The 14014-nt window shown below is 71.4% G+C and carries 6 protein-coding genes; 3 read left to right on the forward strand and 3 right to left on the reverse strand.

From position 1 onward, the window contains the following. Positions 1 to 312 (reverse strand): hypothetical protein (locus tag FLV34_RS37340; RefSeq protein ID WP_222709768.1); only part of this gene is annotated, 312 nt, incomplete at its 3' end. A 131-nt stretch (positions 313 to 443) separates the two neighbouring features. Then, positions 444 to 4472 carry a ThuA domain-containing protein gene (locus FLV34_RS37345; RefSeq protein WP_142648841.1) on the reverse strand — a complete coding sequence of 1343 codons (4029 nt, stop codon included), beginning with the start codon at positions 4470 to 4472 and terminating at the stop codon, positions 444 to 446. Positions 4473 to 4692: 220 nt separating this feature from the next. On the opposite strand from FLV34_RS37345, the gene FLV34_RS37350 reads away from it, so the two are divergent. Both FLV34_RS37350 and FLV34_RS37355 read left to right on the forward strand, forming a co-directional pair. Further along, entirely contained in the window at positions 4693 to 5097 is a 405-nt protein-coding gene (locus tag FLV34_RS37350; protein WP_142648842.1) for a hypothetical protein, read from the forward strand. Beyond that, a complete protein-coding gene (locus FLV34_RS37355) occupies positions 5087 to 7357 on the forward strand; it encodes an MMPL family transporter (protein ID WP_147945381.1) in 2271 nt (756 codons plus the stop codon). The genes FLV34_RS37350 and FLV34_RS37355 overlap by 11 nt, the downstream gene beginning before the upstream one ends. A gap of 83 nt (positions 7358 to 7440) precedes the next feature. On the opposite strand, the gene FLV34_RS37360 is transcribed toward FLV34_RS37355, so the two are convergent. Next, positions 7441 to 8871 (reverse strand): acyl-CoA carboxylase subunit beta, encoded by a 1431-nt coding sequence (locus tag FLV34_RS37360; protein ID WP_142648844.1) that lies wholly within the window; start codon positions 8869 to 8871, stop codon positions 7441 to 7443. 487 nt (positions 8872 to 9358) lie between these two features. On the opposite strand from FLV34_RS37360, the gene FLV34_RS37365 reads away from it, so the two are divergent. Continuing rightward, positions 9359 to 14014: type I polyketide synthase (locus tag FLV34_RS37365; RefSeq protein ID WP_222709769.1), on the forward strand; the 4656-nt coding region annotated here is incomplete at its 3' end.

Below are 14014 nucleotides of genomic sequence, written 5' to 3' on the forward strand. Positions count from 1 at the left end.
CGCCCAGTACTCACCGTCGGGGATCTCCTCGGGGGTGCGGGTGTCGGTCACGGTGACCGTCGGCAGGGTGCCGGTGAACTGGCGGGCGGTGGCGTCCGACCCGTTCTCCTGCAGCGACACCCCCGTGTTGTCGGCCACCGTCATCGACAGCTGGCCGGGGGTGCTGGTGGACTGGATGTTCACCGACACGTCGACGCCGCCGGTGCCGGAGGGGTCGTCGTCGGCCGCCGCGGGACCGGCCAGGCCGGCACCCGCGAGGGCCAGACCGAGCACGGACGCGGCGAGCACCTGCGTCGCTCTGTTGATTTTCATGTTCGCTCCATCCATGGGGGGCGGGGCCGGCCTGCCGGGCGGCCGGCCCCGGGTTGAGCTACGGCGGTGACCCCGTCGTGGTGGCGTCGTCGTGGTGCCCCCGTCGTCCGAGGTCACCGCCGGTGGCGTGGTCAGGCGCAGCTGATCGCGTTGTAGGCGGCGTCGTAGGTCGCGGTGACCTGCTTGCCGTCGATCGTCGCGGTCCCCTTGACCGTCGCCTTGCCCGCGCCGATCTGCCCGGCACGCGCGTTGAAGGACTGGTAGGCCTGCTTGCCCGGGGCCACGTCGGCCACGGTCTTCGAGCCGTACGGGGTGGTCAGCTCCACCGTCGCCGGCACGTCACCGTCGTTGACCGCCGTCACCGCCACGTACGCCGACGTGCCCACACAGCGGGACGAGGCGGTCACGGTCAGCGGAACGCCGGGAGACGAGGACACCGGAGTGAAGGCGAACCGCTGGTTGTCGTCGTTGCTGCAGGTCCACTGGATCAACGCGGCGCCGTTGGCCGTCGACCTGCCGTTGATGTCGAGGCACAGCCCGCTCACCGCCGAAGTGATCTGGTAGGCGTCTCCGGATGGGACGAGATAGAACCTCTGGTTGACCTGGTCCTGGTGCCCGTCGGGATGGCAGGCGTACTGGACGAGCTGGGTGCCCGTCGCCGTCGAGCCCCTCGGCACGTCAAGGCACTTGCCGCTCTTGACGTTCTTGAGCTGGTAGGCCCCCGCGGTGAAGGGAACGGCCTCCCACTGCTGCTCGCCGCCCTCCGTCGCACTCATCTGCACGATCGGGGCGTCATCTGCGGTGGAGGCGTTCTGCGGCGCGACGAACTTGCCGCTGTGCTTGGCGGAGATGGTGTACACCCCCGCGGCCCCTCCTCCGACCGTGATCGTCGTGACCATGCCGATCCACTTCGTGCCGTCGTAGCCCGAGTGGAACCTGCAGATGACCGTCCAGGTCCCTTCCTTGTCCAAGGTGTACGAGACCGGCGGGCCTCCCGGCGAGACGGCGCCCTTGGTGACCTCGAAGATGTCGCCGGCGTTCGGGTCCGGGTTGCCGCCTGGCGGCACGAGCCAGACATCGTGCGGCATCGCCGCGTCGGGCGCGTTGAAGTGCCAGGTGATGGTGCCACCGCGGGCGATCTCGCAGTTGCCGGGACTCCACGTCGTGCCCATCGCGTAGATGTCGCACGTCGTGGGGAGCGTCTTGCCGCCGTCGGCCACAGTGAAGACGACGCTCTGCGAGGTGGAGGTGTTACCGGAGTAGTCGGTGGCCCGGTAGTCGACGGTGTACTTCCCCGGAGTCTTGAACGGGACCGGCGCGTCGTAGGCGGTCCACTCTCCGCCGTTGACGCGGTATTCGACCTTCTCCACGCCGGCACAGCCGACGTCGTTGGCGGTGAGCTTGAGCGTGGCCGAGTCGATGTAGGTGTTCTGCTGGCCGGGGTGGGCCCGGCCCTCGATCTGGTTCGACACCGTCGGCGCCTGGGTGTCCTCGGCGCACGTGGTCTGGGGCTTGAACTCGATCTTGACCAGCTCCATCTTCATCGTGGAGTTGATCTGGCTGCGGCAGCAGCCGAAGGTCCAGCGCCCCATGTAGAGGGCGCCGTCGGGCCCGAACCTGGTCGGGATCACGAAGCTGTTGTTCGGCGTGCCGAAGTGGTTGACCGGCAGCCAGTCGTTGACCCGGAGCATCTGGTTGTTGTCCTGCCGCAGGCGGACCTCCTTCCAGAACCCGTTGTCGTCCCCACGGTTGGTGATCAGCCACGAGCCGTCGTAGTAGGGCGGGAAGGCGCCGGGACCGTAGCTGTCCTTGTATCGGTAGACCGGGCCGGTGACCGGCTGCATGCCGCCGGAGCCCAGGTCGCCGAAGGCCAGCGGATCCTGACTGCCCGGGTTGCCGGGGTACTTGCGCCAGATCGTCGCCGGCTTGGCGGGGCCGGGGATCTCATCCAGGCCCTGGAACGTGGGCTGCGAGCCCGTGCCCCCCGGCGGAGCCCAGGTGAGGTCGGACGGGATCTTGTCGAGCGAGCAGTCGTACTGCTGGCCGGTCGAGGAGTTGGTCGCGTAGTTCCAGCGCCACGTGGTGTTGGTCTTCGAGTTGTCGCCGACGCAGAACGGCCAGCCCTGGAAGCTCGGCTTGTCGACCAGATCCCACTCACAGGTGCCGGCCGGGGCACGATCGGCCTGGTCCACCGAGTTGTCGTGGCAGTACTCGCCGACGACGACCGTACCCGGATGCGCGGGGTCGACGTGCACCGTGAAGGGCTGCCGGAAGCCCATGGCGTAGATCTCCGGCCGGGTCTTCGCGGTCCCCGGCGGGAACATGTTGCCCTCGGGAACCGTGTAGGTCTTGTCCAGGCCGGGGTCCTCGCCGCTCGGGATGTCGTCGATCGGCTTGATGCGCAGGATCTTGCCGCGCAGGTCGGCGGTGTTCGCCGCCGTCTTGCGCGCGTCCCAGCGCTCCGAGGCACGGTGGTCCATCGGCGGGTAGCGGTTGTGGCCGGGCGCGTTCGGCGAGGTGTCGTCGCCGACGCCGAGGTAGAGGTTGCCCTCGGAGTCGAACACCAGGCCCGCGCCCCCGACATGGCCGGGGCCGTTGTCGGTGGGGCCGCCCGGGAAGCCTGACGGGTTGCCCGAGATCTTCGCCTTGGGCACGCGCAGGATCTCCCGCTCGTCGTACGGATGCGCCGGGTCACCTCCCGCCTGTGCGGGCAGGAACGCGGTGCCGTCCTCGTTCAGCGTGAAGCGGCTGATCACGTTGTAGCCGACCGTCTGCTGGTTGCCCGTGGTCGGCCAGTCGGGGTTGCGCGGGGAGTAGTAGACATAGATGTCGCGCTTGTCCGGCTTCGACAGATCGAAGCCCGGCTCCAGGCTCATCCCCAGCACGCCGTCTTCGGAGTTGCCGTGGTCGGCGCGCGTCGGGATCGTCGCGACCGTGGTCGAGTTGTTCGGCGGGCCGTTCGGGTCGTGCATCTTCACGTAACCCTGGGTCTGGTAGCCCGTCGCGGGACCGATCTCGGTCCAGTAGAGCTTGCCGTCCCGCGCCACGTCGAGAGCCATCGGGCCGTTCGCGTTGTCGACCAGGGTCGTACGGGTGAAGTTCGACCAGACGGTGCCCGAGCAGTCGGTCTTGTCCCCCTCGCCCGCGACCCAGCGCACCCCGCCGACGATCTGCTTGACCAGCGGGTTGTCGCCGCCGTTCTCGGTGTAACGCACGCCGAAGTGACCCTGCGAGGTCACCCAGGTCCGTCCGTCGTTGTAGGGCCGCTGGGTGGCGGTGCCGTCCTTGACCCTGTCGCCGTCGTAGAGCTTGCACCACGTCGTGGGGTGGTCCGCGCCCATCTTCTGGCTGCCGGTGTTGTAGGTGCGCTCGTCGAAGGTCGCGAGCACATGGTGGGTGCCCCGGACGCTGCGGACGAAGTTGTAGTGCTCGTCGGCGATCTGGTAGGTGTCGGGCAGGTCTTTGGTGGAGAGGTGGTTGTGGTCGGCGACCTGGACGGTCGCGGCGTTGCCGGTCGCCGACCCGTTCGAGTGGGCGGTCATCGTCGTGCCGATGAGGCTGTCCGGCCCGCCGTCCCACCAGTCCCACACGGAGGTGCCGGCGCCGGCGTCGGTCATGTTGTGCACGGCCGCGATTCCGCCGCTGTTCTGGGTGAAGCGGATCAACGCGTCGCGCTGGGCCTGGTCGAGGAGCGGTCCGGGCCGGCCGCCGCCTGCCCATGACCAGGATGAGTTCAGGAACAGGATCGCGTCGTATCGGGACAGGTTCTCGTCGGTGAAGATCCGGGGATTCTTGTTCGGGTTGTCGCAGTTGTTCGCGCCGCCGCCGTTGTTGTCGCAGTCCTCCCAATCGACCTCGTAGCCTGCGTCCTCGAGAGCGGCCTGCACCACAGGGCGCCCGTTGTCGATCCCATCGGCGTGCCGGTATCCGGTCGTACCGGTATAGATGAGGATTCTCTTGCTGTCCTCCGCCTTGGCAGGAGCCGCAAGGAAACCTTTGTCGGCCGTCCCGGTGCTCGTCGCAGGGGCGGCAGCAGCCTGGGGGGTGCTCTTCGCTTGGGCAGTGGTCGCCGGGGTGAGCATCTGAGCCCCTAAAGCGACCGTAGTCAGCGCGATCAGAGAACGCCTCACACTCCGCGCGGGCAGCGCGGCGTTCCGCATACCACTCACTTCCTCTCCCTATGCGGCGGCGACCAGCCCCGCGGCCGGAGCGATGTGGTTCGACCGCCCGAGGTTCAGACGTAGCGTCCGCATCTTTTATCCATGTGTCAAGAACTTTCGTCTTAGAAAATGGAAAGTCAGTCTCAATCTGACGTTGATTCCCTCATTGCGGACGTTAGTTGTCTTGATCCAGGCGGTTTCGTCGGTTAGCGTCCCCGCTATGAGCGGGCAGAGAGTTCACCGGCGACTTCTCAGCGTCGCTGCGGCCACAGTGTCGATCACCATCGGAGCGCTGACCCTGACGGGATGCAGCGACGACTCCGGCGAGGCGAAGGCGAAGGGGCGCGACCTGACCGCGCTGCAATGCCCGATGGTGGAGACCGGGCAGAACGGGGGTGCCGACCAGTACAAGCCCGCGGAGAACGCCTTCGACACGGCGGAGCTGCTCGGTCTGGATCTGGCCGAGGCCCGTGAGAAGGCGGCCCGCCACAACTGCGAGATCGTCGTCTCGCGCGAGGACGACAGGAGCCTGCCCGTGCCGATAGAGATCGACCTGGCGAGGATCTACGTCTACACCGCGCACGGCGTCGTCACCCAGATAGAGGGTGTCGGTGGTGGTCTCTGAGGGCGGCGGCCCGATGCGGCTTCTCACCAGGGTTTCGATGATCGCCGCAGGCCGGCGGTCACGGTGGGTCGTGATCGCGGCGTGGCTCGCGTTCGCGATGCTCGCGGTGCCGCTGCAAGCCGACCTCAACGAGCGGGCCGCCGACGAGAGCGAGACCTTTCTCGTCCGGGGATCCGAGTCCGCGGCGGTCAAGAAGATCGTCGACGAGCGGTTCCGGCTCGGCAGCGAGACGGCGGCGGTGATCGTCTACTTCCGCGAGAGCGGGATCACCCCGGACGACGGACGGCGCGCCGACACCGACGCCCTCGCGCTGTGCCGCTCCGCCGCGATCCCGAACCTGAGGATGGTCGCCACCCCATACCAGCGCGCGTGCGGCGAGGCCGACCCGCTCGACATGAGCCCGGGCGCCTCGCTGCTCACCTCACCCGACGAAACCGTCATCTTGAGCACGGTCCTGATGGCCGACGACTCGACGCCCGACATCGAGCAGGCGGTCGCGGCGATCCGCGAGGTCGTCCCGCCGGCCACCGGCGACGAGAGCGGGCTGAGGGCCTTCGTGACCGGCCGCGCCGGATTCGAGGCCGATCGGAACGCCGCGCTCGGAGGGGTCAACGGAACCCTCCTGGCGGTCACCGTCGCCGTACTGCTGCTCCTGCTGCTCGTGACCTACCGCTCGCCGCTGGTCGCTCTGGTGCCGCTGGCCGTCGTCGCCCTCGCCTACCTGGTCACCTCCGGCCTCGCCTACGGCCTCGTCGCCGCCGGGGCCACCGACATCAGCGGGCAGACGACCTCGATCCTGGTCGTGCTGATGTTCGGCGCGGGCACCGACTACTGCCTGCTGATCGTGGCGCGGTTCCGCGACGAGCTGCGCCGGACGCGGGACGTCAGAGAGGCGATGGTCGCCGCCGCCCGGCGCACCGGCCCGGCGATCGTCTCCGCCGGAGCGATCGTCATCGGCACGATGACGATCCTCGCCCTCGCCGACTTCAACGCCACGCGCGAGATGGGCCCGATCCTCGCCCTCGGCGTCGCGGTCATGGTCTGTGCCGGCCTGACGCTCCTGCCCGCGGTGCTCACCGCGCTCGGCCGGCGGGCGTTCTGGCCGGCGGTCCCCCGCCTCGATCCCGGGTCCGCACCCGCGATCACGTTCTGGGAGCGCGTCGTGGGCCTCGTCCACGCACGCCCGGGGGTGATCGCCGCGGCGGTCGCCGCCGTCCTCGCCGCGGGCGCGCTGGCCGGCCTCGGCGGGCGTCCGGCGCTCGACTTCTCCGAGTCCTTTCGTGAGGCGCCGGACTCGGTCCTCGGCCAGCAGGTGATCCGCGACCACTTCATCCCCGGCCGGGCGGCGCCGCTTCGCATCGTCGTGGCCGACGATGTGGCCGGGAAGGTCCAGAGCGCTCTCACCGAAGGCACGCACACGCCGGTCGCCGACATGCACGCGGTGGCGAGGTCGGTCGGGGCGGACGGCTCCTCCCCGGGGGCGGAGGCGCAAGGCCGGCCGGGTTCCGCGAACGACCTGATCACCTTCGACGCGGACCTGCGGATGGATCCGTTCTCGGAGCAGGCCACCGACGCCGTCCCCGCGCTGCGCGAGGTCGCCGAGCGCGCGGCCGGCGGCCGGACGGTCATGATCGGCGGGACCGTGGCAGAGAACTACGATGCCCGCCAGGCACTCGGCCGTGACACCGGGCTGATCGTCCCGGTCAGCCTCGCCCTGATCCTCGTCGTCCTCGCCGTGCTCCTGCGTGCGGTGGTGATGCCGCTCTACGTGATCGCGACCGTGATCCTCTCCTTCGGCTTCGCCCTCGGCGTCAGCTCCCTCGTCTTCACCCACCTCATGGGCCAGCCGGCCTCGGACCCGAATCTGCCGATATACGCGTTCATCTTCCTCGTCGCCCTGGGCGTCGATTACAACGTGTTCCTCCTCGGCCGGATCCGCGAGCAGCTCCGCAAGCACGAAACCCGCCGTGCGGTGACGGAGGCCCTCGCGCGGACCGGTGGCGTGATCACCTCCGCGGGCCTCGTGCTCGCCGCCACCTTCGCCACGTTGATGGTGATCCAGATGGAGTCGCTGTTCCAGATCGGCTTCGTGGTGACCCTGGGCCTGCTCGCCGACACCTTCCTCGTGCGGGCCCTGCTCGTCCCCGCTCTCGCGATAATGCTCGGCGAGCGGAACTGGTGGCCGTTCAACGCGACAGCGCTCCCGCCGGAAGCAGGCCCGCCCACGGTGAGAGCCGCCGTCAGCCTGGGAGAATCGTGAGCGCTTCCAGAACACTGCCGCGCTGAGGGGCGCTCACGCGCCTCCGTGCCACCCCGGTTCCGTACCGGAAAGAGCCGGGCGGGTCAGAGCGGGATGTTGTTGTGCGCTCCCCGCGTGGCCGGCGCCGCGGCGAGGGCCTCGGCGAGCCGCCGCCGGGTCGTCCGCGGGTCGATCACCTCGTCCACGACCTGGAGGTCGAGCGCCCGGCGGACGCCGCCCGACAGCTCCTCGTGTTCCCGCACCAGGTCGGCGCGCAGCCGCTCCCTGTCCTCCGCGGAGGCGGCCGCGGCGAGGCGCCGGCGGTGCAGGATCTCCACTGCCGCCTCGGCCCCCATGACCGCCACCTCCGCGCCCGGCCAGGCGAAGACGGCGGTCGCCCCGAGCGAGCGGGAGTTCATGGCGATGTAGGCGCCGCCGTAGGACTTGCGGACGACCACCGTCGCCCGCGGCACGGTCGCCTCGGCGAAGGCGTGCAGCAGCTTCGCCCCCCGGCGGACCACGCCGCCCCACTCCTGGTCGACTCCCGGGAGGTAGCCGGGAACGTCCGCCAGCACGACCAGTGGAACGCCGTGGGCATCGCACATACGGACGAACCGGGCGGCCTTCTCCGCCGACAGGGCGTCGAGGCAGCCGCCCTTGCGGAGCGGGTTGTTCGCCACGACGCCGACCGTGTGCCCGGCGAGGCGGCCGAGCCCGACGACGATGTTCGGCGCCCAGCGGGCCTGGATCTCCACGAACGCGGCACCGTCCTCGCCGTGGTCGAGCAGCGCGCGGATCACCGGGCGGATGTCGTACGCGCGGCGGGCCGACTCGGGGAGCAGGGCGGCCGGGTCGCGGTCGTCGGTCAGGCCGTCCAGGGCGTACCCGCCGATGTCGGCCAGCAGGCCGGTGAGGGTGCGGGTGCGGCGGTAGGCGTCGTCCTCGTCCCCGGCGACCACGTGCACCACGCCGGAGCGGCGGCCGTGCGCGTCGGCGCCGCCGAGCCCCTCCATGTCGATCTCCTCGCCCGTCACGCTGCGGACCACGTCGGGGCCGGTGACGAACACCCGGCCCAGGTCGGACATGACGATCAGGTCGGTGAGGGCCGGTCCGTACGCCGCCGCGCCCGCCGCCGGGCCCACGATGACGGAAATCTGCGGCACCCGGCCCGAGGCGCGGATGTTCGCCTCGAAGACCAGTCCGGCGCCGTGCATCGACTCCACGCCGTCGGCGAGACGGGCCCCGCCGCAGTGCCACACGCCGATCACCGGCACCCGGCGCCGCAGCGCCTCGTCCACGGCGGCGACGATGTGCCGGGCCCCGGCCAGCCCCAGCGCCCCGCCCATGACCGTCGCGTCGGTGCAGAAGGCGACCACCGGGGAGCCGTGGACGCGCCCGGTGACCGCGAGCACGCCGCTGCCGTCCTCCGCGTGCAGCGGCGTCATCGAGTCCCCGTCGAGCAGGCGGCCGAGCCGGGCCACGGGTTTGCGGACGTCGCGGCTCTCCTGCGCCGCCACCGCCTCGGCAACGGTCATGGATCTACCCCCATCGATGTGCGTGCGCTCGCGTTTCCCCGGAAACGGTAGGCGGGCCGCACCATCGGGGTCCAATTACGATTTCCGATGGAAATATAGAAAGAAATCATTATGAATGAGCCGATATGCCGTGATGGGCGTCACAGTTGACTATCGCACGAAATTCGTGCAAATGTCGATCAGGTTGGCTGGGCCGGAGCCACGAGCTCCGGACGGGAAGCGCGGGTACGGCGAAAACCGCGCCGCCGCTGCTCAGCGCTCTCCGGAAAGGCCTCCCGCGGGCGGACCGGGCTGTTTCCTTTTCCGTTTCGGCCGTGGAATAGGGACAGCCCGGGCCGTACCACCTTCCACGGTGAGGGAAAGCGGCGAATGCGGCCGGACCGGTCGCGCGTTCACGCGAGCGAGCAGGCGCGAGACCTGAAGCGGCGAAAACGACGACAGGCACGACGAGAAGCACGGGCACGACGCGAGGGGACGGATGTTCACCATGGACGAGGCGGTCGGCTACGGCGAGAACGCGGTCGCGGTGGTCGGGCTCGCCTGCCGGCTGCCGGGAGCGCCGCACCCGCGAGACCTGTGGGACCTGCTGCGCGCCGGGCGCGACGCGGTCGGCCCGCCCCCGGAGAGCCGCGTGGCGGGCGAGCCCCGGCTCGCCGGCCTGCGAGGCGGGTTCCTGGACCGGGTCGACGAGTTCGACGCGGGGTTCTTCGGCGTCTCGCCGAAGGAGGCGGCGGCGATGGACCCCCAGCAGCGGCTGACGCTGGAGCTCGCCTGGGAGGCGCTGGAGGACGCCGGCATCCGGCCCGGCGATCTCGGGGGCACGCCGGCGAGCGTGGTCATCGGGGCGATGGCCGCCGACTACGCCACGCTCGTCTACCAGGGGGGAGAGGCGGCCATCCCCCGCCACACGCTCGCCGGGCTCACCCGCGGCATCCTGGCCAACCGCGTCTCGTACGCGCTGGACCTGCGCGGGCCGAGCTTGACCGTCGACACCGCGCAGTCGTCCGCCCTGGTGGCGGTCCATCTGGCCTGTGAGAGCCTGCGCTCGGGTGAGGCGGCCGTCGCGCTCGCGGGCGGGGTGAACCTCAACCTCGTCCCGGAGAGCACGGCGACCGCCGGGCGGTTCGGCGGCCTGTCCCCCGACGGGCGGTGCTTCACCTTCGACGCCCGGGCCAACGGCTACGCGCGCGGGGAGGGCGGCGGGATCGTCGTGCTGAAGCCGCTGCGGCAGGCACTGGCCGACGAGGACCACGTCTACGCCGTCATCCTGGGCAGCGCGGTCAACAACGACGGCGCGACCCCCGGCCTCACCGTCCCCGACGCCGCCGCCCAGGAGCGGGTCGTACGACTGGCCGTGGAAAGGGCGGGCGTCGATCCTGCCGCCGTACAGGTCGTCGAGCTGCACGGCACCGGCACCAGGGTCGGCGACCCGATCGAGGCGGCGGCCCTCGGCGCCGCGCTCGGCGCGGCCCGGCCCGCGACGCGGCCGCTCCTGGTCGGGTCGGCGAAGACGAACGTCGGCCACCTGGAGGGAGCTGCCGGGATCGTCGGGCTGCTCAAGGCCGTGCTCAGCATCCACCACCGGGAGGTTCCGGCCAGCCTGAACTACGAGACGCCGAACCCCGGCATCGACCTCGACGCCCTCAACCTGCGGGTCGCCACCGAGCTCTCCCCCTGGCCGCGCCCGGACGCGCCGCTGGTCGCCGGGGTCAGCTCCTTTGGAGTGGGCGGAGCGAACTGCCACGTCGTCCTCGCCGAGCCGCCGCCGCGGCCCGCGGCCTCCGGGCCGGGAGCGCCGGCTCGGGACGAGATCGCCACCGATGCCGGGCCGGCCCGGGAAGGCGAGGATGCCGGCCCCGGCGGGAGCACCCCGGAGGTCGTCCCTCTCGTTCTGTCGGCGCGCGACCCGGCGGCGCTGCGCGAGCAGGCCGCCCGGCTGAGCGGCTCGGCCGCACTCGACGCCGACCTGTCCGACGTCGCGCTGTCGCTGGCCACCGGTCGCACCGCGTTCGAACACCGGGCGGTCGCGGTGGGCACGGACCACCAGGACGTGCGGAAACGGCTGCGCGCGTTCGGCGCGGGCGACCTGGCGTCCGGGGTGGTGCAGGGCAGGGCGCGCGACCTCGGCGGCACCGTGCTGGTCTTCCCCGGTCAGGGCAGCCAGTGGGCAGGCATGAGCAGGGACCTGGCCGACGCCTCTCCTGTCTTCGCCCGGCATCTGGCCGAGGTCTCCGAGGCCCTCCAGCCCCACGTGGACTGGTCGCCCCGGGACGTGCTGTGGGATCTGCCGGGCGCGGCGTCGTTCGAGCGGGTGGACGTCGTGCAGCCCGCGTTGTTCGCCGTCATGGTGGCACTGGCCCGGCTGTGGGAGCACTTCGGCGTCCGTCCCGACGCGGTCATCGGCCACTCCCAAGGGGAGATCGCCGCCGCGCACGTCGCGGGCGCCCTGTCGCTGGAGGACGCCGCCGCGATCGTGGTCCTGCGCAGTCAGGCGCTCGCCGCGATATCGGGCCGCGGCGGGATGGCCTCGGTCCCGCTGCCGCGTCCCGTGGTCGAGGCGCGGGTGGCCGAATGGGCGGGACGCCTGGAGATCGGCGCCGTCAACGGCCCCTCGGTCACGGTCGTCTCCGGTGACGCGGACGCGCTGGACGAGCTGATCGCCCGATACCAGGCCGAGGGCGTCGCGGTGCGGCGGGTGCGGATCGACTACGCCTCCCATTCGGCGCACGCCGAGGCCGTACGGGACCGGCTGCTGGCCTGTCTGCCGGGGCACCCGGCCCGGCAGAGCGGCGTTGCCTTCTACTCCGGGCTGACCGGCGGGCGGCTCGACACCGCGGAGCTGAACGCGGACTACTGGTATCGCAACCTGCGCCACACCGTGCGGTTCGACGAGGCCGTCGCGGCCGCGCTGAGTGACGGGCACACGGTGTTCGTGGAGGCCAGCCCCCACCCGATCCTGGTTCCGGGAGTCCGGGAGATTCTGGACGCCACCGACGCCGCGCCGGGCCTCGGACGGGTGGTCACCGGAACGCTCCGCCGCGGCAGGGGGGACCTGGGCGAATTCCTCCGGGCGCTCGGCACGCTCCACGTCAACGGCGCGCACGTCGACTGGAGCCGTGCCGTACGGCCGGGCGCGCGGCGCGTGCCGCTGCCCACCTATCCCTTCCAGCGTCGCCGGCACTGGATCGACACCGTCGCCGCGCCGGCGGACCCGGACGCGCGGCCGGCACCGGCCGATCCCGTGCCGGGAGAAAGCCGGCAGGAGACACGCAGCAGACAGGAGACACAGAGCCGGCAGGAGGCGTCCCGGGATCCGGAGGTCGCGAGGAGCGAGCAGGCGTCGCTCGATCTCGTGCTTTCCGCCACGGCGGCCGTCCTGGGGCACGCGGACGCGCGGAGCGTCCCACCGGACCTCTCCTTCAAGGACCTGGGGCTCGACTCGCTGGGCGTGGTGGAGCTGCGGGACGCCCTGGCCACGGCCACCGGCCTGACGGTTCCCGCGACCGTCACCTTCGAGCACCCTTCGCCCCTCGCGCTGGCCCGCCACCTGCTCGCCCTGTCCGGCGGCGGGACGACCGCTCCCTCGGCGCCTCCCGCACCGGCGTCCGGGGAGGGGACGGCCGACGAGCCGATCGCGGTGGTCGCCATGGCCGGGCGATACCCGGGCGCCGACAGCCCTGAGAGGCTCTGGGACCTCGTCCTCGACGGCGCCGACGCCGTCACCGCCTCCCCCGCCAACCGGGGCTGGGACGTGGAGGCGCTGCACGATCCCGCCGCGACGCGGCCGGGCACCTCCGTGACCGGTGAGGGCGGCTTCCTGCACGACGCCGACCGCTTCGACGCGGAGTTCTTCGGCATCAGTCCCCGCGAGGCGGCGGCCATGGACCCCCAGCAGCGTCTCCTGCTGGAGGTGGCGTGGGAGGCCTTCGAACGGGCCGGTGTCGTGCCGCGGTCGCTGGCCGGGACCCGCACCGGCGTGTTCGTCGGCATGATGCCCCAGGACTACGGCCCCCGGTTGCACGAGGCGGCCGGAGGATCCGAGGGCTACGCCCTCACGGGCATGGCGACCAGCGTCGCCTCCGGGCGGATCGCCTACACCTTCGGGCTCGAAGGGCCTGCGGTGACGGTGGACACGGCCTGCTCGTCGTCGCTGGTCGCGCTGCACCTGGCCGTACGGTCGCTGCGGTCGGGCGAGTCGGACCTCGCCCTGGCCGGCGGGGTGACGGTGATGTCGTCACCCGGCATGTTCACCGAGTTCTCCCGGCAGGGCGGGCTCGCTCCCGATGGGCGGTGCAAGGCGTTCTCCTCCTCCGCGGACGGCACCGGCTGGGCCGAGGGCGTCGGCCTGCTGCTGGTCGAACGCCTGTCGGACGCACGCAGAAACGGCCACCCGGTGCTGGCCGTCATCCGCGGCACCGCCGTCAACCAGGACGGCGCCTCCAACGGCCTCACCGCGCCCAACGGCCTGTCTCAGCAGCGGGTGATCCGCCAGGCCCTGAGGGACGCCGGGCTCGGTCCTTCGGATGTGGACGCGCTGGAGGCGCACGGGACGGGCACGAGGCTCGGCGACCCCGTCGAGGCGCAGGCGCTGCTGGCGACGTACGGCCAGGACCGGCCCGCCGACCGGCCGCTGTGGCTCGGCTCGCTGAAGTCGAACATCGGCCACACCCAGGCCGCCGCGGGCGTCGCCGGCGTCATGAAAATGGTGCTGGCCATGCGGCACGGCGTGTTGCCGAAGACGCTGCACGCCGACGAGGCGTCCCCGTACGTCGACTGGTCCGCGGGCCTAGCGCTGCTGACGGAGCCCGTTCCCTGGCCGGAGACCGGCCGCCCGAGACGTGCGGGCGTTTCGTCGTTCGGGATCAGCGGCACCAACGCCCACGTCATCCTCGAACAAGCACCCGAGCGGGACGACACCCCGCAGGCGTCTCACGCCGTCTCGCCGAACGGTTCCCTGAAAGCGTCCGCTGCCCAGAACGATGGTCACTCCCTCGCCGCCGCATCCGACGGTCGTCGAGAAGGACCGGCCGCACGGGGTTCGGTCCCGGTGGTGCCGTGGGTGATCTCAGCACGATCCCAGCAGGCGCTGCACGCCCAGGCCGCCCGGCTCGCCGATCATCTGGACCACCACCCCGACCTCGAC

The sequence above is a fragment of the Microbispora sp. CSR-4 genome, assembly GCF_008033685.1.
Lineage (GTDB): Bacteria > Actinomycetota > Actinomycetes > Streptosporangiales > Streptosporangiaceae > Microbispora.